General features: G+C 64.4%; 19 protein-coding genes. 5 read left to right on the forward strand and 14 right to left on the reverse strand.

The annotated features are described in order from the left end of the window. Window positions 1–151 precede the first annotated feature (151 nt). From ABIB73_RS21105 to soxX, 11 genes are all read right to left on the reverse strand, one after another. On the reverse strand, window positions 152–1,870 hold the full coding sequence (locus ABIB73_RS21105; protein ID WP_354226948.1) for an N-acyl-D-amino-acid deacylase family protein: 1,719 nt from the start codon (window positions 1,868–1,870) through the stop codon (window positions 152–154). Window positions 1,871–2,093: 223 nt separating this feature from the next. Continuing rightward, window positions 2,094–3,302, reverse strand: coding sequence for an MFS transporter (locus ABIB73_RS21110; RefSeq protein WP_354226950.1), 1,209 nt, complete (start codon window positions 3,300–3,302; stop codon window positions 2,094–2,096). 202 nt (window positions 3,303–3,504) lie between these two features. Further along, window positions 3,505–3,660 (reverse strand): hypothetical protein, encoded by a 156-nt coding sequence (locus tag ABIB73_RS21115; protein WP_354226952.1) that lies wholly within the window; start codon window positions 3,658–3,660, stop codon window positions 3,505–3,507. A gap of 87 nt (window positions 3,661–3,747) precedes the next feature. Continuing rightward, a complete protein-coding gene (locus ABIB73_RS21120; RefSeq protein ID WP_354226954.1) occupies window positions 3,748–4,788 on the reverse strand; it encodes an MBL fold metallo-hydrolase in 1,041 nt (346 codons plus the stop codon). Between the two features lie 294 nt (window positions 4,789–5,082). Next, complete coding sequence (locus ABIB73_RS21125) at window positions 5,083–5,556, reverse strand: DsrE family protein (protein ID WP_354226956.1); 474 nt, start codon at window positions 5,554–5,556, stop codon at window positions 5,083–5,085. Then, window positions 5,553–7,304, reverse strand: a complete 1,752-nt coding sequence (soxB, locus tag ABIB73_RS21130) for a thiosulfohydrolase SoxB (RefSeq protein ID WP_354226957.1) — start codon at window positions 7,302–7,304, stop codon at window positions 5,553–5,555. The genes ABIB73_RS21125 and soxB overlap by 4 nt, the downstream gene beginning before the upstream one ends. 45 nt (window positions 7,305–7,349) lie before the next feature. Next, on the reverse strand, window positions 7,350–7,655 hold the full coding sequence (locus ABIB73_RS21135; RefSeq protein WP_354226959.1) for a hypothetical protein: 306 nt from the start codon (window positions 7,653–7,655) through the stop codon (window positions 7,350–7,352). Next, window positions 7,652–8,515 carry a sulfur oxidation c-type cytochrome SoxA gene (gene soxA / locus ABIB73_RS21140; protein ID WP_354226961.1) on the reverse strand — a complete coding sequence of 288 codons (864 nt, stop codon included), beginning with the start codon at window positions 8,513–8,515 and terminating at the stop codon, window positions 7,652–7,654. Before soxA ends, ABIB73_RS21135 begins: the two co-directional genes overlap by 4 nt. Further along, the gene (gene soxZ / locus ABIB73_RS21145; protein WP_354226963.1) at window positions 8,515–8,826 is read right to left on the reverse strand and encodes a thiosulfate oxidation carrier complex protein SoxZ; all 312 of its coding nucleotides are present in this window, start codon (window positions 8,824–8,826) and stop codon (window positions 8,515–8,517) included. The genes soxA and soxZ overlap by 1 nt, the downstream gene beginning before the upstream one ends. A 16-nt stretch (window positions 8,827–8,842) precedes the next feature. Further along, window positions 8,843–9,328: a thiosulfate oxidation carrier protein SoxY gene (gene soxY, locus ABIB73_RS21150; protein WP_354226965.1), complete on the reverse strand. Its 486-nt coding sequence runs from the start codon at window positions 9,326–9,328 to the stop codon at window positions 8,843–8,845. Window positions 9,329–9,353: 25 nt separating this feature from the next. Beyond that, a complete protein-coding gene (soxX, locus tag ABIB73_RS21155) occupies window positions 9,354–9,710 on the reverse strand; it encodes a sulfur oxidation c-type cytochrome SoxX (protein WP_354226967.1) in 357 nt (118 codons plus the stop codon). A gap of 226 nt (window positions 9,711–9,936) precedes the next feature. On the opposite strand from soxX, the gene ABIB73_RS21160 reads away from it, so the two are divergent. Further along, on the forward strand, window positions 9,937–10,608 hold the full coding sequence (locus ABIB73_RS21160) for a DUF938 domain-containing protein (RefSeq protein ID WP_354226969.1): 672 nt from the start codon (window positions 9,937–9,939) through the stop codon (window positions 10,606–10,608). Window positions 10,609–10,793: 185 nt separating this feature from the next. Here ABIB73_RS21160 and ABIB73_RS21165 read toward each other — a convergent pair whose 3' ends face one another. Then, window positions 10,794–12,866: a prolyl oligopeptidase family serine peptidase gene (locus ABIB73_RS21165; protein ID WP_354226971.1), complete on the reverse strand. Its 2,073-nt coding sequence runs from the start codon at window positions 12,864–12,866 to the stop codon at window positions 10,794–10,796. 187 nt (window positions 12,867–13,053) lie between these two features. Between ABIB73_RS21165 and ABIB73_RS21170 the strand changes: the two genes are divergently transcribed. Both ABIB73_RS21170 and ABIB73_RS21175 read left to right on the forward strand, forming a co-directional pair. Beyond that, complete coding sequence (locus tag ABIB73_RS21170) at window positions 13,054–14,301, forward strand: MFS transporter (RefSeq protein ID WP_354226973.1); 1,248 nt, start codon at window positions 13,054–13,056, stop codon at window positions 14,299–14,301. Window positions 14,302–14,508: 207 nt separating this feature from the next. Continuing rightward, window positions 14,509–15,741 (forward strand): MFS transporter, encoded by a 1,233-nt coding sequence (locus ABIB73_RS21175; RefSeq protein WP_354226974.1) that lies wholly within the window; start codon window positions 14,509–14,511, stop codon window positions 15,739–15,741. A 124-nt stretch (window positions 15,742–15,865) separates the two neighbouring features. Here ABIB73_RS21175 and ABIB73_RS21180 read toward each other — a convergent pair whose 3' ends face one another. Further along, complete coding sequence (locus tag ABIB73_RS21180) at window positions 15,866–16,360, reverse strand: VOC family protein (RefSeq protein ID WP_354226975.1); 495 nt, start codon at window positions 16,358–16,360, stop codon at window positions 15,866–15,868. 90 nt (window positions 16,361–16,450) lie between these two features. Then, window positions 16,451–16,996 (reverse strand): carboxymuconolactone decarboxylase family protein, encoded by a 546-nt coding sequence (locus ABIB73_RS21185; protein ID WP_354226977.1) that lies wholly within the window; start codon window positions 16,994–16,996, stop codon window positions 16,451–16,453. Window positions 16,997–17,144: 148 nt separating this feature from the next. Between ABIB73_RS21185 and ABIB73_RS21190 the strand changes: the two genes are divergently transcribed. Both ABIB73_RS21190 and ABIB73_RS21195 read left to right on the forward strand, forming a co-directional pair. Beyond that, complete coding sequence (locus ABIB73_RS21190; RefSeq protein WP_354226979.1) at window positions 17,145–18,359, forward strand: acyl-CoA dehydrogenase family protein; 1,215 nt, start codon at window positions 17,145–17,147, stop codon at window positions 18,357–18,359. A 175-nt stretch (window positions 18,360–18,534) separates the two neighbouring features. Further along, window positions 18,535–19,674 (forward strand): acyl-CoA dehydrogenase family protein, encoded by a 1,140-nt coding sequence (locus tag ABIB73_RS21195; protein ID WP_354226981.1) that lies wholly within the window; start codon window positions 18,535–18,537, stop codon window positions 19,672–19,674. Window positions 19,675–19,695 lie beyond the last annotated feature (21 nt).

Genomic DNA, 19,695 nt, shown 5'->3' on the forward strand with positions numbered 1-19,695 from the left:
AGCAATGCGGTGCGACAAGACAGACAGCAGCTTTGAAGCGATGATCTATCTCGCCACCGCCGTCATCCATTCTAGATGAATCTCAACAGACCCTAGGCCGGGACGACGCTGAGTATGGTGAGGCGCCCTCGCGCCCCATGCGCAGTCTTCGCTACTGCATCACCCCCTGCGCCCCACGAATCAGCTTCCCCGGCCGACGCCCCGTCGCCTCGCCCTGCCGCCGCGTCACCACGCCCGACACGATGGTCGCCTCATAGCCGTCGACATCCTGCAACAACCGCCGTCCGCCGACCGGCAAGTCATAGTGCACCTTCGGCGGATGCAGATGCAGCCGGTCATAGTCGATCACATTGACGTCAGCTTTATATCCGGGAGCAATAAGCCCGCGATCGGTGAGGCCGACCGAGAGCGCGGTCTTGCGTGACTGCGCGGCCACCACGAACGGGATCGTCAGTTTTTCGCCGCGCTTGCGGTCGCGCGTCCAGTGCGTCAGCAGATAGGTCGGGAAGCTCGCATCGCAGATGATGCCGCAATGCGCGCCGCCGTCGGACAGGCCCGGCACCGATTGCGGATCGATCAGCATCTCGCGTGTCGCGTCGAGATTGCCGTCGGCATAGTTGAGGAAGGGAACGTAGAGCATGCCGCGGCCGTCGTCCGACAGCATCGCGTCATAGGCAAGCTCCTCCGGCTGCCGGCCCTGCTTGCGCGCTTGCGGACCCAGCGCGTTCTCCGGCGGCTGCTCGTAGTCCGGGGGATCGCCGAGCAAAAACATCTTGTCGTAGTTGGGACGGAAGAACAGCGGGTCGTCGGTCGCGGTGGCCGTCTCGTTCAAAATCGCCTTGCGCACGTCCGGCTGATGCAGCCGCGCCAGTCGCTCCCTGAGCGGCAGATGCGCGATCGCCTTGTAGCTCGGATGGGTCTGGAACGGATTGCGCGACAGCTCGAGGCCGAGCAGCAGGCCGACGGGACGCGCCGCGATCTGCGCGGTGATGGAAAGGCCGCGCTTGGCTGCCGCATTGATCTCGTCCAGCGTCTGGCGCCAGCGTTGCGGCGCCTTGTCGTTCTGCGTGATCGAGAACGAGATCGGGCACTTCGTCTGATCCGCCACCCGCAGCATCATCGGCAGATCTTCGTGGATGGTGGACAGATCGAGCACGAATTGCAGCACGCTGCGGCCCTGGCTATGCATCGCGCCGGCAATCGCGGTGAGCTCGTCCTCGCCCGCCTTCAGCGTCGGCGTGTAATCGCCGGTCGAGGTGCGGTGGTTGAGCGTGCGCGAGGTCGAGAAGCCGAGCGCGCCTGAGCGCACCGCTTCGCCGGCAAGCTTTGCCATCGCGGCGTTATCTTCGGCGGTCGAGGGATCGCGGCGCGCACCGCGCTCGCCCATGACATAGACCCGCAGCGCCGCATGCGGCAGTTGCGCGCCGACATCGATGTCGAAATCGCGCTTGGAGAGCCAGTTCATGTAGTCCGGAAAGCTCTCCCAGGCCCAGGGAATGCCGGCGCTCAGCACTGGCTCCGGAATGTCCTCGACGCCCTCCATGAGCTGGATCAGGCGGGTGTGGTCGGCCGGCTTGCACGGCGCAAAGCCGACGCCGCAATTGCCCATGATCGCGGTGGTGACGCCGTTCTGCGACGACGGCGTGATGTCCTGGCTCCAGGTGACCTGGCCGTCATAGTGGGTGTGGACGTCGACAAAGCCCGGCGTCACAAGCTTGCCGCGGGCGTCGATTTCTTCCTTGCCCTTGGCCGAGACCTTACCGACCTCGCTGATTTTGCCGCCGGTAATGGCGACGTCAGCTTCAAACAGCTCGCCGCCGCTTCCATCCGCAACTGTGCCGCCGCGGATCACGAGATCAGGGTTGGTCATGTGGTTTCTTCCCGCGTTGTTGTTGTTGTTCTCGTCGTCCCGGACAAGCGCAGCGAAGCGTAGCGCAGATCCGGGACCCATAACCCCAGGGAGTAGTTTGGCGAAGACCCGTAGTTGCCAGCCTCGCGCTACAACCGCTCCCTGTGGTTATGGGTCCCGGCCCCCCGTGCGCAATTGCGCACTAGGCCGGGACGACGATAGAGTTTGTACCCGCGACCGTGGCTCAAGAAACGTTTTTTGCCCGCCGCTCCGTAAACGGCGAGAGCACCACCGTCGCGACCATGAAGATCACGGAGGCGCCGAACACCCAGTGCGGTGCGCTCTGGTCCATGATCCAGCCGAACAGCAGCGGGCTGACGATGCCGCCGAGATTGAAGCCGGTCGAGACGATGCCGAAGGCGCGCCCCGCAGCGCCGGGAGGCGCCGCATTGCGCACCAGCATGTCGCGCGAGGGGGCGATCACGCCGGAGAGGAAGCCCGCGGCCGTCATCGTCGCGGTCAAGGCCCAGCCGGGCAGCGTGACCAGTGCGATCAGCAGCACGATCGCTGCGTTCACGGCGAAGCAGGCGGCGGCAACGTAGCCGTGGCGCTCGGTGTGGTCGGCCAGGAAGCCGCCCGCGAGCACGCCGGCAGCGCTGGCCGCGAGGAAGGCGGTCAGCGCGATGTTGGCAGCCGAATACGAAACGCCGTAGCCGCTCATCAGCGCCACCACGCCGAGATTGTTGATGCCGGCAACCGACAGGCTGAGCAGCATGAAGAGCGCGGTCAGCGTGATCAGCGCCGGGGTGATGACGGCTTGTTTCGGCGCATTCACATTGCCCGGCTTTGTCTTGTGCGCGCCGGCATCGGGAATGTTCATCGCCACCAGCAGCAATGCGACCAGCACGCCGATCGCACCCGACGCGATCAGCGCGCCGGTGCCGCCGGACACAATGACCAGCGCGGCCACGATTGCAGGCGCGACGGCGCCGCCGAGATAGCCGGCAAAAGTGTGGATCGAGAACGCGCGGCCCATCCGCGCCTCGTCCATGTGCTCGGCGAGGATCGCGTAATCGGCGGGGTGATAGACGCTGTTGGCGAGCCCGAGCAGCACGGCGCAGGCGATCAGCGAGGCGTAGCTCAGATGCAGGCCGAGCAGGATCAGCGCGAGCCCGCCGAGCGTCAGTCCGCCCAGCAGGATCCTGCGCGCGCCAAAATGATCGACGAGATAGCCGGTCGGTGCCTGCGTCAGCCCGGACACGACGGCAGACACGGTCAGCGCGAAGCCGAGCTCGACATAACCGACGCCGAGCTGGCTCTTCAGGAACGGGAACAGCATCGGCAGGACCAGCAGATGAAAATGGCTGACCCAATGCGCGATCGAGATTCCGGTCAGCGTGCGCAGCGCGCTGTCCGCCTTGCCTTGTTGCGGTGCGGCGAGAACGTCGACCATTGCAGTTCCGATTCACTCCCTGAGGGAGCGCAAACTATCGGGGAGGCCGGTTATTTGTCCATGAACGCGGGCGCATGGCAGGTAGCGCGAGTGGGGCGCTTCCCCAATGTCGTCCCGGCCCCCCGTGCGCAATTGCGCACTAGGCCGGGACGACACTGAAGGTGTTGCGCGAGCGTGCTGTCAAAACGCGCGCCGTGCCTCCTCACAACGGCTCATCATCATTGCCGTACCGATCGCGCTTCGGCGTCGCGATGTCGCCGTCTTCGTAATCGTCGTCGGTGTCGCGCGGAGGCTTTGGCTTCTTCGCCTTGTCGTCCGCCTTTTTGGGCGGCTCGCTTGGCTTGGCGGTCTTGGCCATGGCTGTTCCCGGATGGTGATGCTGCATCCGACTCTACCCGCAAAACATGAGCGGTTCCTGACTTATCTCAAGGGTGCGACGAGACCGTCAGCCCTGCACGATCGGCCCGCCCGCCTTCTTCCAGGCGTCGATGCCGCCGGCGATGTGCGCGGTATTGGTGAGGCCCGCGTCCTTGGCCGCGGCCACTGCCATCGCCGAGCGCTCGCCGAAGGCACAGAAGAACACCACGCGGCGGCCGGTGGCGGCCGCGACCTCGCGCAGCATGCCGCCGGACTTGAGGCTTTCCTCGACGTTGGGGTAGGGCGTGTGCAGCGCGCCTTCGAGCAAGCCGTGCTTGGCGCGCTCATTGTTCTCGCGCAGATCGACCAGCAGGATATCCGGCCGGCCGAGCGAGCGGATCGCCTCGACCGCGCTCAGCGCGCGGCCCTCTTTCTCCAGCTCCTCCTGATGCAGGCCGACATGCATATTGGCGGGCACCGCCACATCCATCATCTTCGGATTGGGCAGCTTCAGGTTTGCCATCAGCTCGATATATTCGTCGACCGAACGCACCTGGAGCCGCGGATTGTAGCGCTTCTCCTCGCCGATGGTGGAGACGGTGTCGCCCTTGTAGTCATGCGCCGGGAACACCATCGTCTCGTCCGGCAGCTTGAGCAGGCGGTTGAAGATCGACTCGTACTGCGCGCGCGACGAGCCGTTCTGGAAATCGGTGCGGCCGGTGCCGCGGATCAGAAGCGTGTCACCGGTGAAGACGCGGTCGCCCATCAAATAGGAATAGGAATCGTCGGTGTGGCCGGGCGTGTACATCACGTCGAGCGACAGGCCCTCGATCGTCACGTTGTCGCCGTCGGCAACCCGCATCGCCACGACGTCGGCCTTGGTCTGGTCGCCCATGACGGTCATGCAATGGGTCCGGTCGCGCAGCTCGCCGAGGCCGGTGACGTGGTCGGCGTGCAAATGGGTGTCGACGGCTTTCACCAGCTTGAGGTCGAGCTCGCGCAGCAATTGGCAATAGCGGTCGACCTTCTCCAGCACCGGATCGAGGATCAGCGCCTCGCCGCCGGGGCGGCTCGCCAGGACGTAGCTGTAGGTGCCCGAAACACTGTCGAAGAGCTGGCGGAAGATCATGGCAAGACCCGGCGTGGAGTGATTTCCAAGATTCTACTACGCCATGGGCTATAAGGAGAAGCAATTCACTGTGTAAATAAGAAAATTTAGAAGATTTTTATTGTGGGGTGATGGGGCCTGGGTGGCATAGCGGCCCGCTACACACCCGCTGTCATCGCCCGCCTTGTGCGCGATTGCGCACTGGGGCGCGCGATCCAGCATTTCAGAGACAGCGAGAGGTACGGAGAAGCCGCGGCGTACCGGATTCCCCGCCTACGCGGGGAATGACAGCGAGGGCGCGGCGGGACAGCGACCCTACGGCCTCACCACCGTGTATCCGTTCTCCGCCAGGAACAGGATCTGCCCGACCCCGACCTGCACCGGGGTGGCGGTCGGGATAAAATCCGGTCGTTTTCCCGTCTCCCGCTCGATCGTGTCGACAGTGTTGAGGCAGATGTCGAAGCGCACGCCCTGCGCGATCAGGCTCTCGACCTGCTTGCGGCGGTCGCCGCCGGCCAGCAGCAGATCGATGCCGGGACCGAACGCCACCACCTCGATCGCGATCTTGTCCGGGTCGTAGAACTTCAAAAGGTTGTTGGCGACGCTGAGCACCAGCGCTTGCTTCTTGGCGTCGCCGTCAGAGAGCTGGAGTACGATCTTGTGCTCAGCGAACGGCTTGTCCTGGAGCGGCACCTGCTGCGCCCAAACCTTCTGGTTCAAAGCCGGCGGCATCGCGACCCAGACGAACAGCGCCAGCAACAGCGCGCGAAAGGCTTGCGGCCGCATCATCCCTGTCCTGCAATCCCTGGATTGCCGTCGACGCCTTTCAAGGTGACGCCGGAGCCGAGCCGCTCGGGCGCCATCCGGCCCGAGCGCAGATATTTGGCCACCACATCCCACACCGGCGCGCCTTGTTGGCCGTTGACGGAGGCCCAGCCCGCGACCTTGTAGCGGTGGTTTGCGCTGAGCGTCTTGCCGCTGTTGAGCTTCAGCTCGGAGATGCGGCTGCCGATCGCGGCTGTCGGGGTGCAGGTGTAACTGAGGCCGCCGGCGCGAACCATGTCACCGCCCTGTTGGTAATAGGGATCGGCGTTGAAGAGGTTGTCGCAGATGTCTTCCAGCACATCCTTGATCTGCTCGCCCGTCATCTCCTGCGCATAGGTCTCGGGATAGGTGATCGCGGTTTCGGCGAGCACGTCCTCCAGCGTCAGTCCCTGACCGGACAGCGCGGTGACACCCCAGCGGAAGCCCGGCGACAGCGCTATCTCGGCATCGAGCTCGGTGCGCAGCGCGGTGCAGATCAGCTCGTCGACCGGCCCGGAAAAATTGTCGCGGCGATAGAGCAGACGGTCGGGCGTTGCGATCTTCTCCGTCCAGTCGGTCGCGTAGGGCGCCCGCAATTGGCCGATCAGTTCGGCCATCGCCGGATCGGGCTTCAGCAGCTCCGAATAGACCGGCAGCAGATGATATTTGACGTCGTTGATCTTGCCCTTGTCGAGCGCGAGATCGAGCACGGCCAGAAATTTCCCGTTGGAGCCGGCATTTGTGACGAGCGTGGTGCCGTTCGCATTCTTCACCGCGATTGGCTGCGGCACGGCGTCATGGGTGTGGCCGCCGAGGATGACGTCGATGCCGGTGACGCGGCTTGCGAGCTTGAGGTCGACATCCATGCCGTTGTGCGACAGCAGGATGACCGCATCGACCTTGTCGTGTCCGCGCAGGCTATCGACGTGCTTCTGCAACTCCTCCTCACGGATGCCAAAGGTCCAGTCCGGCGTGAACCGTTTTGGATGCGCGATTGGCACGTAAGGAAAGGCCTGGCCGACGATCGCGACGCGATAGCCGCCGAGCTCCTTGATGGTCGAAGGCTTGAACACGCGCCCCGTGGCCTTGTCGAAGGCGCGGGCGTCGTTGAACGCGGCTTCGTCGGTCAGGAAGACGTTCTGTGCCAGGAACTCGCCCTTGAAGCGTTCGAGATTGTCGCGCAGCGCCTGCTCGCCATAGGTGAATTCCCAATGCCCGGTCATCGCCTCGATGCCGAGCAGATTGGCGACCTCGACCATGTCGCGGCCTTGCATGATGTTGGCGAGCCCGGTGCCCTGCCAGAGGTCGCCGCCGTCGACGAGCAGCGAATGCTTCTCGCCGGCGTCACTGCGGAGACGGTCGACCAGCGTCTTCAGATGGGCGAAGCCGCCGAGCTTGCCGAAGCGCGCAGCCGACTTCTCGAACTCGAAACAGGTGAAGGCATAGGCATCGGCGCTGTCGGGCCGGATGCCGAACCGCTCGAGGAAGGCGCGGCCGACCAGATGCGGCGGCCGTCCCGCCATCTCGCCGATGCCGATATTGACGCTGGGCTCGCGAAAATAGACCGGATTGAGTTGCGCATGGGTGTCGGTGAGGTGCAGGATCCGCGCATTGCCGAAGCGCTCGATGTCGTAAATGCTGGCGGCCTCAGCGCCGCGCGCAAGCCGCGGCAGGCCGAGCGAGGCGGCAATGCCGGCTGTGCCCTTCAGGAAATCGCGGCGGCGGATGGCCATCTAAATTTCTTCGCGCCTCTCAACGACGGTTCCACAGACGTCAATCTAGCGGATCTCCATCGCCTTCCAGGCGTCTTTTTCCGACGTCGCCTGGAAGACAGATGCTTTCGCCAGCGCCTCGGCCTCCTTGGCTGCGGCGACGGCGCGGTCGAAATCGCCGCCATCAGCGGCCTTTTTCGCTGCCGCCAGCGTCGAGACGGTGGTGGTCCACTGGTTGCGCAAGCCGGCTGCCTCCTTGGATGCGGCCTCTGCAGCAGCGTAGGCCGCCTTGTAGTCCGCGTCAGTTGCCGCGCGCGCTGCTGGCGCGAGGCTCAACGCGAGCAGCATGGCGAAAGGAAGTGACCGCTTCATGGCCGCGCTCCGGGGCCGGAGATCGGCAAGCCATTGGCGACGTAGGAGAGGAAATACTCGACGTCGCGGTATTCGTCCGCCTGCGGCTCCAGCGGAACCGCGCGGGTCTGGCTGTTGCAGGTGATGAAGCGGCGGCTGGTCGTGCCCATGCCGCTCCATTCGGACCGGTAGATCGGCAACGCATTCAGGATGCCGAGCGCCGGCGCGAGGACCTCGGCACGAATGCGCTCGCCCGGGCTCTGCACATGACAGCTCGCGCAGGAGAAATTCATCTGGCCGCGGCGGGTGTAGAAATAGCGCTTGCCGTTCTCGAACGCCGCGAGCGCGCGGGGATCGTCGGGAAGCTTGATGTCCATCAGCTTGCCGCGCGAGGTGAAGGCCATGTACGCGGTCAGCGAGGCCATCTCGTCCTTGACGTAGGAATAGGGCGCCTCGCCATTGGCCTGGCGGCAGCGGTTGAGCGCGAGCTCCAGCGTAACGACCTTGCCCTCCTTCTCGTCGAAATAGGGATAGTTCTGGCGGATGCCGACGCCGCCGTTCGGGAAGCAGTCGGCGTAGGTCTTGCCGTTCTTGAACGGCGTCGAAAACATCTCCTTGCCGGCATCGAGCGCGAACTCGTAGGGCGGAAACTCTTCCTTCTCCTGCCACTGCCGCTTCATGTCCTCGTTCATCGAATAAGGACCGTTGACGAAATCCTCGTGCTTCACGTTCGGAAATTTCTGGAAGAAGAAATTCTGGAACGCTTTTGCGTCGGCGGCGGGATCAACCTTGTCGGCGGCGATCACGCGCGGCGCGGCGAAGCTGAACGCCGCGAGTGCGACGAATGCTGAGCCGAGCAGAATGGTAGCGCGTCGTTTCATCACGAAATCTTCGCGGTGATCTCGTCAGACCCACTCTTGTTGTCGGTCCAGGAGATCTTGAGGTCGTCGCCCTTCTTGGCGCCCTTGAAGCTGAACTTGACGTAGGGGTCCTTGGAGACGGCCGGGCCCCAATCGGCGACGAAGACGTCCTTGCCGTTACATGCGAACGTCAGCTCCTGGATGAAGTGCGCCGGGATGATCTCGCCCTTGGCGTCCTTGACGAAACCGGAATCCATCGGGTGCTGGATCAGCGCCTGCACCTCGGTGATGTCGCCGTTGGCGGTGGCGCGTACGCGAATGCTGGATGCCATCTCGATTCCTCCTCCGTCAGCCGCCGCAGCCGCCGACAGTAACTTTCACTTCCTTGGTCGCGCTAAAGAGCTTGCCGTCGGCCTCGACGATCGCAACCACGTTGGTGGTCTTGGCCATTTTCAGGCGGTTGGCGACGCTCGGCATCGTGCCATCGGGGATCCTGTAGGAGGCCGCGAGCGCGTTCGGGTTCTCGGCCACGAAGAACGAGATCGACGTGACCTTGTCGAGCGTGGTCGTCACCGAGATCGGCACCACCGCGCCGTTCTCGGCGATCTCGGGCGCGTCGAGCTTGACCTTGTCGGAGGGCTCGGCGGTCTTACCGTAGAGCGCCTTGATCGCGTCGGCCTCGCTCTTCTGCTTGAAAGCCTCTTCCGGATATTTGTCGTTGGCCGCGGCGCGCGCGGGCGCGAACGGCAGATTGCCGAGGCCGATCAGCGCGACCGAGACTGCGCCCTGAAGGATCAGGCGCCGCGTCGCGAGAGGGCTCGTGGTTGAGGTCATCTAAGGTCTCCTCGGCTGCCTGCCGCTACAGCGTTTGCAGGAAATCAACGATCGCGCTGATCTCCTGGTCGGTCAAAAGCCGGTTGCGGCCGAACGGCGGCATCATGGTCTGCGGATTGCGCTTGGTCTCATCGTACAGGATCGCGATCAGCTCGTTGCGATCGGGGTATTTCGCCTTGATGTCCTTCAGCTCCGGCCCGATCGTGCCCGGCAAATCGCCACCCTTGATGACGTGGCAGGTCAGGCAATTGCCCTTGCCGCGGTCGAAGGCGAGTTTCTGGCCTTCCGTCACGGCGGATTGCGCCCGCGCCGGGCTCGCGGCAAAGCCGGCGAGAGCGACCAGCGCGAGGAGCAGGGCGGGCTTGCGAGGAAGGGCGGTCACGGCGTCGTTCCGAGGCTTATCATGTATGCGAAAAGATAGTGTTCAAAAGCACAAAGGACATGCCCTGACAATCAAGACTATGCAGGCCGCAAAATGGCGTTAATATCTTCCGCATTGCAACTGAAGAGATAGATCGTTCGTAGAGTCCATTGGAGCCAGTCAGTTTTTCCGGGGCGTTTGGCCCTGATCGCATTTTGGTCTGCTTTCTCATTTCCGGGGACGTCAATTGGCTGAATATGTCGTCGAATTTGGCAGGGACGGCGGGCGGGTCGAGTCGGATGGCCGCCTCGACGCCCCGGCCTTCCATCGCAATCACGAGCCGCTCTGGGCTGCGCTTGAAAAGCACCTCGCGGGGCGCACGGGCGACGTGGTCGAGGTCGGCAGCGGAACCGGCCAGCATGTGGTCCATTTCGCCCGTCATACGCCCGATCTGGTCTGGTGGCCGAGCGACCTCAACCAGCGCCATGTGAAGAGCATCGAGGCATGGCGCGTTCATTCGGGCCTGCAAAATATCCGGGCGCCCCTGCGGATTGATCTCTCCGATCCCGACTGGTGCCCGGAGATGAAGAGCGGGCAGGGGCCGGCGAGTCTTGCAGCCGTGTTCTGCGCCAATGTCATCCACATCGCGCCCTGGGCCGTGGCCGAGGGCCTGTTCGCCGGCGCCGGCCGCTATTTGCGGACCGACGGCAAGCTGTTCCTCTACGGCCCGTTCAAGCGCGACGGCAAGCACACCGCGCTCAGCAACGCCGTGTTCGACACGTCTTTACGCGATGGCAATCCCGATTGGGGCGTGCGCGATGTCAGCGATGTCGAGAAGCTCGCGCGGGGCGTGGGGCTCGGCCTGGTGGGTTCGATCGACATGCCCGCGAACAATCTGACGCTGGTATTTTCGCGCTAAACCACGAAGAATGTGCGCTCCCTCCCCTGCTTGCGGGGGAGGGTTGGGGAGAGGGTGTTTCCGCAATCGAGAACCCCCAAGCGGAGAAAGCCCTCACCCGCCGCGCTCTTCGAGCGCGCTTACCTCTCCCACAAGCGGGAGAGGTAAGCGTCGCTCTTGGCCTGCACTGAGGTAGTCAAAACGCTTCACGCCTCGCCATCCTGCCAGCCGATCTTGTCCTTCAGGAACTGGAAGCCCAGCACCTCGAAGCCGGCGCGCTCCTTGTTGTCCTTGCCGTAGCCGTGGCCCCCTGCTTCCGGCTCGTAGAACCAGGCTTCGTAGCCCATCGCCTGGAGCTTTGCCGCCATCTTGCGCGCATGGCCGGGATGGACGCGGTCGTCACGCCGCGTCGTGGCGATCAGGATCGGCGGATAGGGCTGGCCGGGCTTTGCGTTGTGATAGGCCGAGTAGGTCTTCAGCCAGTCCCACTCCTCGGGCTTGTCGGGGTCGCCATATTCCGCGATCCAGCTCGCGCCCGCGAGCAGCTTGGTGTAGCGGCGCATGTCGATCAGCGGGATCGTGCAGAACAGCGCGCCGAAGCGTTCGGGATAGCGCACCAGCATGTTGGTGATGAGGATGCCGCCGTTCGATCCGCCCTGGGCTGCGATGCGCTTTGCTGTCGTGACGCCGCGGCGGACGAGATCGGCGGCAACCGCCGCAAAATCGTCATGCGACAATTTCTTGCCGGCGAGCCGGCCGGCATCGTGCCAGCGCGTGCCGAACTCGCCGCCGCCGCGCAGGTTCGCCTGCACGATGGTGCCGCCGCGCTCGAGCCACAGCTTGCCGAGTGACGCATTGTAATGCGGCTTCACAGCAAGCCCGAAGCCGCCATAGGCGCTCATATAGACCGGCGCATCGCCGGTCTCCGTCGCGGGGCCCGTCTGCACATAGGGGATGCGCTCGCCGTCGATCGAGATCGCCTCGTGCTGCGTCACCACGAGACCGTCGGCATTGAACGTGCGAGGTGCCCGTTTCAGCACGGTCGGGCTTTCGACGCCGCGCTCGATCAGCATCAGCGACGGCGGCGTCAGCGGGTCCTGTATATTGGCGAGCAGGTCGCCATTGCTTTCCGACTCATGATGATCGAAGCGCCAGACGTCGACGACGCCAATTTCGGGGAGGCCGCGCAGCGTCTCGTGACTCCAGCCGGAGGGGGACGGCGTGCAGATCTCGAACACCGGCCGCAACTTGTCGAGGATGGACAGCAGGAGTTTGCCATCGGCCCAGGAAAATCCCTGGAGCGCGCGGCGCGCGCCTGGCGCGAAGACGACGGTGAAGTTGCGATCGCCGGCCAGGAAAGCCGACAGCGAAATGCCAAGCACGGTATCGGGGCCGTAGGTTGTGCCGGCGGCGGTCCAGGCCGAGCGCAGCTTGATCGCGAACCAGTCGCGGTGAATTTGCAGCCAGATGTCGGAAGGAAGGTCGAGCTTCACAGTCGCACCGTTTTCGGTGCCGAGCCAGAGGTCGAAATTGAAGAAGTCGAGCCGGTCGATGAACCAGACCCGGGGTGTCTCTCCGGTCCGGTCGATATCGCAATACGCGCTCATGCGATCCGAAGTGGTCTCGAACACCACGCGCGCCCGCTCGACGGGCTCGCCGCGCCGCCACAATCGCACCGTCCGCGCGTAGCCCGAAGTCGTCGCCATGCCATCGCCATAGGCGCTCGACAACAGCACCGTGTCGGCATCGACCCAGGACGCGCCACCCTTGGCCTCCGGCAACGTGAAGCCGCCGGCAACAAAACTTTTCGTCTTCAGGTCGAATTCGCGCAACGTGACGGCATCGCTGCCGCCGCGCGACAGGCTCAGGATTGTTTGCGGCGCGTCGCCCGGCAGCGAGCTCGACCAGTTCAGAAGCCAGTCCTCGCCTTCATTGGCAGCGAGCGCGTCGATGTCGAGCAGCGTTTCCCATGACGGATCGGAATTTCGAAATTCCGCAATCGTGGTTCGACGCCACAGGCCGCGTTTGTGATTCGCATCCTTCCAGAGATTGTAGAGCAGGCCATCGCTGCGGCTGACATAGGGGATGTTGTCGGGTCGATCGTAGATCGCGGCGAGCGTATCGCGGTCGCGTTCGAACGCTGCGCCGCCGAATGTACCGAGCGTCAGTTGATTCTGCCGCTCGACGAAATCGAGCGCGCGCACGCCTTCGATCTCCTCCAGCCAGAGCCAGGGATCGTCGTCGGGCTTGCTAAGCGTAGGCCTGTCGTCGACGGACATGATGCAAACTCCGAAAGATCGTGCGGCGGATAGGATTTGATCGAGCGCAAGCCGTCAAGAGCGCGGCCATTTATCATGCTGCCGATTGCGTCAGAGGCATGGCCTGCGCCCGTTTGCGCCGGTTGCTCGGCCCGATCCACCCCTCCATAGTGCCGGGAATCAACAAGCCCCTCGGGCGGAAATGCCGATGATCGATGTGACCTCAGCCGACGAAATCGCCGACGACGCCCGCGTGCGCACCAATGTGGTGCGCCTTGCCGCCGCACAGGCGCTGACGGGCGCCAACTCGGCTGTGATCTTTGCCACCGGCTCGATCGTCGGCGCGACGCTCGCGCCCGATATGTCGTTCGCGACCGTCCCGATATCGATGTACGTGGTGGGACTCGCCGCCGGCACGCTGCCGACCGGCGCGATCTCGCGCCGCTTCGGCCGCCGCGCGGCCTTTATCGTCGGCACGGCCTGCGGCACGCTGACCGGCCTGCTCGGCTCGTTCGCGATCCTGCGCGCGTCGTTTGCGCTGTTCTGTGTCGCGACCTTCCTCGGTGGCCTCTATGGGGCGGTGGCGCAGTCCTATCGTTTTGCCGCCGCCGATGGCGCCAGCGCCGCCTATCGGCCCAAGGCGGTGTCGTGGGTGATGGCCGGCGGCGTGTTCGCCGGCGTGCTCGGTCCGCAGCTCGTGCAATGGACCATGGATGTGTGGTCGCCCTATCTGTTCGCCTTCAGCTTCCTGGTTCAGGCCGCGGTGGCGCTGGTCGCGATGGGCATCGTCGCCGGCGTCGACATGCCGAAGCCGGCCCCGGCCGATCTGCATGGCGGCCGACCGCTGCTGACGATCGTGAGCCAGCCGCGATTCATCGCGGCCGCGCTGTGCGGCGTCATCGCCTATCCCATGATGAATCTGGTGATGACCTCGGCGCCGCTTGCCATGAAGATGTGCGGCCTCAGCCTCAGCGATTCCAATTTCGGCATTCAATGGCACATCGTCGCGATGTACGGGCCGAGCTTCTTCACGGGCGCGCTGATCGCCCGCTTCGGCGCGCCCAAGATCGTCGCCGCCGGCCTGCTGCTGGAGGCGGGCGCCGCCACGATCGGCCTCTCCGGCATCACCGCGATGCATTTCTGGGCCACGCTGATCGTGCTCGGCATAGGCTGGAACTTCTCCTTCATCGGCGCCTCCGCGCTGGTCTTGGAGACGCACCGCCCACAGGAGCGCAACAAGGTCCAGGCGTTCAACGACTTCCTGGTATTCGGGATGATGGCGATCGGCTCGTTCTCCTCCGGCCAGCTGCTTGCCAATTACGGCTGGTCGGCGGTGAACATGGTGGTGTTCCCGCCTGTTGTGCTCGGCCTCGCCGTGCTCTCGCTCGCCTCCTTTGCCCGCCGCCGCAAGGTGCGGCTGGAGGCCGCCATGGGCGAGTTCCCGGATGCGATCTGAGTTGGCGGGAGGCTGTCAGCAACGTTGATGCTTCGATCGCTGTCGAAGTGATTTTCTGGTCGGGGTTGCTTAGATGCCGTCACGGCCGGGCGAAAGCGCGAAGCGCGTCTTCGAGCTGGATCTCCCGGCCATCCACGTCTTAGGGCGTCGAAGAACGTGGATGCCCGGGACAAGCCCGGGCATGACGGAGCAAAACGGTAAGCAAACATGCTCGACAATCCCCGGCCGGTCTCGCCGATCGACGAATCTTCCCTCCGCTACGAAGGCTGGCGCATCGTCGCGGTCTGCTTCCTGCTCGCGACGTTCGGCTGGGGGCTCGGCTTCTACGGACAGAGCGTCTATGTCGCCGAGCTCCAGCGCGCGCGGGGCTGGCCGGCCTCGCTGATCTCCTCCGGGACCACATTCTTCTACCTGTTCGGTGCGCTGCTTGTCGTCTTTGTCGGCGAGGCCGTCCGAAAATATGGTCCGCGGCTCTGCCTGATCGCGGGCACGCTGGCGATGGCGGCGGCTGCGGTTGCGATCGGTGCGGTGCAGGAGCCCTGGCAGCTTTATCTGGCCGACGCCGTGCTCGCCTTCGGATGGGCCGGCACCAGTCTCGCCATGATCACCAACACGATCAGCCTGTGGTTCGACCAGAAGCGCGGCATGGCGATCAGCCTGGCGCTGAACGGTGCAAGCTTTGGCGGCATTGTCGGCGTACCGCTGCTGGTGACGTTGATCGGCCATGTCGGCTTCGCGAGTGCGATGTACGCCGCCGCCGGCGCCATGCTGGTGCTGCTCGTGCCGGTGATTTTTCTCGTCGTCGGCCGTCCGCCCGATCTCCATGGCTGGAAGGTGGCGGCGAAAGTGAAGCCGCAATCATCGAGCGAAATCCGCGCGCACGCGCTGCGCGATGTCGGCTTTCTCACGGTCACGATTGCCTTTGCCTTGGTGCTGTTCGCGCAGGTCGGCTTCATCGTGCACCTGATCTCGTTCCTCGATCCCATCATCGGCCGCGACCGTGCCGCGGTCGCGGTTGCGGTGCTGACGGCGATGGCGATGATCGGCCGGGTGCTGTTCTCGATGGTGATCGACCGCCTCGACCAGCGCCTCGCCTCCGCGCTGTCGTTCCTGAGCCAGGCAGCGGCGCTTTGCGTCGTCATCAATCTGCACAATGATTACGTGCTGATCGCGGCCTGCGCGGTGTTCGGCTTCTCGGTCGGCAACCTCATCACGCTGCCGTCGCTGATCGTGCAGCAGGAGTTCGATTCCGCCTCGTTCGGGGTGCTGATCAGCCTCAACACCGCGATCAACCAGGTCACCTATGCGTTCGGCCCCGGCGTCGTCGGCTTCCTGCGCGATCTCTCCGGCGGCTATTCGCTGCCGTTCTACCTCTGCATCGCGCTGGAGGTGGCCGCGGCGGCGCTGATCATGGTGCGGGGCCGACGGCCCCAGTTGTGAGCGACAGCGCCCCAACGCACTCCGTCATTGCGAGGAGCCCTTGCGACGAAGCAATCCAGACTGCCTCCGCAGGGACAGTCTGGATTGCTTCGCTCCGCTCGCAATGACGAGGCGAGAGCGGACCTCACGTCTCCCGCTGCTTCAGCAACGCCTCCACATCCAGCCGCTTCGTGAACATCGCAAGCTTGCCATCCGCTCCGAACGGCCATTGCTCCCTGGGCTTGTCCCAATACAGTTCGACACCGTTCTCATCGGGATCGCGCAGATAGAGCGCCTCGGACACGCCATGGTCGCTGGCGCCGTCCAGCGCAATGCCGGCCGAAAGCACGCGATGCAGCGCATCCGCCAGCGCCGGCCGCGTCGGATAGAGGATCGCGGTGTGGAAGAGCCCCGTCGTGCCCGGCGGCGGCGGCGAGCCGCCCTTGCTCTCCCAGGTGTTGAGCCCGATGTGGTGATGATAGCCGCCGGCCGAGATGAAGGCCGCGCCCGAGCCCATCCGCTGCATCAGCTCGAAGCCAAGCACACCGCAATAGAAGCCGAGCGCACGATCGAGATCGGCGACCTTGAGGTGGACGTGGCCGATCCTTGTGCCGGCATTGACGGCTGATGTCTGCGACATGTGGCTGCTCCGTTGGTGAACTCCACTTAATCCGGGCCTCGGGACGGCGCTACGGGCCTATTCCGAAACCCAGCGTTTCCGGACGCGTGATCAAGAGAGCTCGCGGGCCTCGCCCTCGGGCAGCTCGAACTCAAACGTGTTGAGCGTCATCGACACCAGCGTGTAGTAGCCGCACAGCCCGATCACCTCGACCACGCCGCGCTCGCCGAGCAGCTTCACCGCATCGTCATAGAGGCCCTTCTCGACGCCGTGCCCCTCATGTAGCGACTTCGCGACGTCGTAGATCATCTTAGCCATCGGATCGTCGAACTCCGGCGTGCGGCGGTCGCGGATCGCGTCGATGATGTCAGGCTTCATGCCGCCAGCAAGCGCGAGGCGCTTGTGCGCATACCATTCGTAATGTGCGGTCCAGTGCCGCGCGGTCACCAGGATCGCGATCTCCGAGAGCTTTGCCGGAAACATCGTGTCGTAGCGCAGGACCTCGCCGAGCCGCGTGGCGTGACGGGCCATGTCGGGGCTGTTGAGCCAGGCCATCATCGGCGCCGGCGGCTTGCCGCGTTTGCCGGCAATCGATTCGTCATAGGTCTGCCGCTGGCTCTCGTTCATTTCGCCAGGCGAAAGAAGTTTCAGGCGCATTCTCGTTTCCTCTTTGTTTTCAAGCACCGCCGTGGCGGCGACTATAGCTGAATGCCGCTCGCTATGCGGCACAGAAGTGGTTGAATTCCACGAAGCGATGGCCCAGAGTCTGCGGCAACAAGTCGATTTTGATTGATGGAAACGACCAATGGCTGACTCCAAAACCAGCGATTCTGAAACCGCCGATCTCGAAACATTCCGCAGCGAAACCCGCGCCTGGCTCGAAGCCAACTGCCCGCCGGAAATGCGCAAGCCCGCGACCTCGGATACCGACGTGTTCTGGGGCGGTCGCAACGCAAAATTCTCGTCCGAGCCGCAGCGCATCTGGTTCGAGCGCATGCGCGACAAGGGCTGGACCGTGCCGGATTGGCCGAAGGAATATGGCGGCGGCGGATTGAGCGCCGCCGAGCACAAGGTGCTGCGCGCCGAAATGGCCAAGATCGGCGCTCGGCCGCCGCTATCGAGCTTCGGCATCTGGATGCTCGGGCCGGCGCTCTTGAAGTATGGCAACGACGCGCAGAAGAAGGAGCACCTGCCGAACATCGCGGCGGGCCTGATCCGCTGGTGCCAGGGCTATTCCGAGCCGAACGCCGGCTCCGATCTCGCCTCGCTCCAGACCCGCGCCGAGAGCGACGGCGATGATTTCGTCATCACCGGCTCGAAGATCTGGACATCCTACGCCAACTACGCCGACTGGATTTTCTGCCTGGTGCGCACCGACCCCGCAGCGAAGAAGCACGACGGTATCAGCTTCATCCTGTTCGACATGACCTCGAAGGGCGTCTCGACCAAGCCGATCCTTTTGATTTCCGGCTATTCGCCGTTCTGCGAGACCTTCTTCGACGCTGTCCGCGTGCCCAAGTCGCATGTGGTCGGCACCGTCAATCGCGGCTGGGATGTCGCGAAATATCTGCTCCAGCACGAGCGAGCGATGATCTCGGGCATGGGCGAGCGCGGCGTCGGCCGTCCGCTCGGCCAGATCGCGGCGGATTCCGTCGGCACCGATGCGCAGGGACGGCTCGATGATTCGATGCTGCGCGGGCGGATCGCCAGCTTCGACGTCGATGAAGCCGCACTTGCGGCTTGCGCCGAGCGCGCCGTCGATCTCGCCAAGGCGGGACAAGCGCATCCGGCGTTCTCGTCCGCGATGAAATATTACGGCACCGAGCTCAACAAGCGCCGCTACGAGATACTGATGTCGGCCGGCGGCGTCGATGCGCTGGAATGGGAGAGCGAACGTTCGCGGCAAGGCGCTCGTCCGCGCGCCTGGCTGCGCACCAAGGCCAACTCAATCGAGGGCGGCACCACCGAGGTGATGCTCGGCATCGTCGCCAAGCGCATCCTCGATCTGCCGGGGGCGTGAGGTCGCCCGCACCAACCACTCGTCATTCCGGGGCGCGCAAAGTGCGAGCTATGATGCGCAATTGCGCATCTGAGAATCCATAACCCCGAATCGGGATTATGGATTCCGGGCCTGGCCTTTCGGGCCATCCCGGAACGACGAACCAAATATAGACTTCGAATCGGAAACAACCACCATGGCCCTCGTCCTCACCGAAGAACAATCGATGCTCCGCGACTCTGCACGCGGGCTGATCAGCGACAAGGCGCCGCTGTCGCACCTGCGCGGCTTGCGCGACAGCAAGGATCCGACCGGCTTCTCCAAGGAGTTTTGGCACTCCTTCGCCGAGATTGGCTTTGCCGGCCTGCTGGTGCCGGAGGAATTCGGCGGCAGTGGCCTCGGTTTTGTCGAAGCCGGCGTGGTGATGGAGGAGATCGGCCGCACCTTGATGCCGTCGCCGTTCCTCGCCACCAGCGTGGTCGCGGCCTCGGCGCTGAACCGCGGCGGCAATGCCGCGCAGAAGTCGGAATATCTGCCGAAGATTTCCAACGGCTCGTTGCTTGCGACGCTGGCGATCGACGAGGGTGCAAAGCATCGTCCGCTCCAGACCAACCTCCAGGCCCTGCGCGCCGGCAACGGTTTCAAGCTGAGTGGTGCGAAAGCGCTCGTTGTTGACGGCCACGTCGCCGACTTGCTCATCGTCGCCGCGCGCACCGCGGGGTCGGCTGGCGAGCGTGACGGCTTGACGCTGTTCCTGGTCAAGCCTGCGGCCAAGGGCGTTGCGATCGAACGCACCATCATGGTCGACGCGCACAATGCGGCGCGGATCGAGCTCGCCAATGTCGAGGTCAATGCCGACAGCGTGCTCGGCGAGGTCGACCAGGGCGCTTCCCTGCTCGACGGCGTGCTCGACATCGGCCGCGGCGCGGTGGCGTCCGAAATGGTCGGCTTGAGCGAAGAGGTGTTCAACCGCACCGTCGAGTACCTGAAGAGCCGCAAGCAGTTCGGCAAGCCGATCGGCGAATTCCAGGCGCTCCAGCACCGCGCCGCCGAGCTCTATGTCGACATCGAGATCACCCGTGCCGCGGTGATGAAGGCGCTTCAGGCACTGGATGGCGACGTCGCCAAGGCTGCCTCAGCCGTCGCAGTGGCAAAAGCCCGCGCCGGCACCACCGCGACGCGCGCGGTGCAGGAAGGCGTGCAGATGCATGGCGGCATGGGCATGACCGACCAGTTCGACGTAGGCTTCTTCATGAAGCGCGCACGGGTGTGCGAGGAGCTGTTTGGTGACGCGAATTATCACACGGAGCAGTTGGCCCGGGCGCGGGGGTATTGAGGCGAGGGCACAGTGGCGCCC

The organism is Bradyrhizobium sp. F1.4.3 (genome assembly GCF_040548375.1).
Lineage (GTDB): Bacteria > Pseudomonadota > Alphaproteobacteria > Rhizobiales > Xanthobacteraceae > Bradyrhizobium.

Bases quoted from the DNA above. Each gene is read 5' to 3' on its own strand.
- ABIB73_RS21175 (WP_354226974.1), top strand. From the start codon at position 14,509: ATGCTCGACAATCCCCGGCCGGTCTCGCCGATCGACGAATCTTCCCTC.
- soxY (WP_354226965.1), bottom strand. From the start codon at position 9,328: ATGACCTCAACCACGAGCCCTCTCGCGACGCGGCGCCTGATCCTTCAG.
- ABIB73_RS21115 (WP_354226952.1), bottom strand. From the start codon at position 3,660: ATGGCCAAGACCGCCAAGCCAAGCGAGCCGCCCAAAAAGGCGGACGAC.
- ABIB73_RS21170 (WP_354226973.1), top strand. From the start codon at position 13,054: ATGATCGATGTGACCTCAGCCGACGAAATCGCCGACGACGCCCGCGTG.
- soxB (WP_354226957.1), bottom strand. From the start codon at position 7,304: ATGGCCATCCGCCGCCGCGATTTCCTGAAGGGCACAGCCGGCATTGCC.
- ABIB73_RS21125 (WP_354226956.1), bottom strand. From the start codon at position 5,556: ATGATGCGGCCGCAAGCCTTTCGCGCGCTGTTGCTGGCGCTGTTCGTC.
- ABIB73_RS21195 (WP_354226981.1), top strand. From the start codon at position 18,535: ATGGCCCTCGTCCTCACCGAAGAACAATCGATGCTCCGCGACTCTGCA.
- ABIB73_RS21120 (WP_354226954.1), bottom strand. From the start codon at position 4,788: ATGATCTTCCGCCAGCTCTTCGACAGTGTTTCGGGCACCTACAGCTAC.
- ABIB73_RS21180 (WP_354226975.1), bottom strand. From the start codon at position 16,360: ATGTCGCAGACATCAGCCGTCAATGCCGGCACAAGGATCGGCCACGTC.
- ABIB73_RS21165 (WP_354226971.1), bottom strand. From the start codon at position 12,866: ATGTCCGTCGACGACAGGCCTACGCTTAGCAAGCCCGACGACGATCCC.
- soxA (WP_354226961.1), bottom strand. From the start codon at position 8,515: ATGAAACGACGCGCTACCATTCTGCTCGGCTCAGCATTCGTCGCACTC.
- ABIB73_RS21105 (WP_354226948.1), bottom strand. From the start codon at position 1,870: ATGACCAACCCTGATCTCGTGATCCGCGGCGGCACAGTTGCGGATGGA.
- ABIB73_RS21185 (WP_354226977.1), bottom strand. From the start codon at position 16,996: ATGCGCCTGAAACTTCTTTCGCCTGGCGAAATGAACGAGAGCCAGCGG.
- ABIB73_RS21190 (WP_354226979.1), top strand. From the start codon at position 17,145: ATGGCTGACTCCAAAACCAGCGATTCTGAAACCGCCGATCTCGAAACA.
- ABIB73_RS21135 (WP_354226959.1), bottom strand. From the start codon at position 7,655: ATGAAGCGGTCACTTCCTTTCGCCATGCTGCTCGCGTTGAGCCTCGCG.
- soxZ (WP_354226963.1), bottom strand. From the start codon at position 8,826: ATGGCATCCAGCATTCGCGTACGCGCCACCGCCAACGGCGACATCACC.
- ABIB73_RS21110 (WP_354226950.1), bottom strand. From the start codon at position 3,302: ATGGTCGACGTTCTCGCCGCACCGCAACAAGGCAAGGCGGACAGCGCG.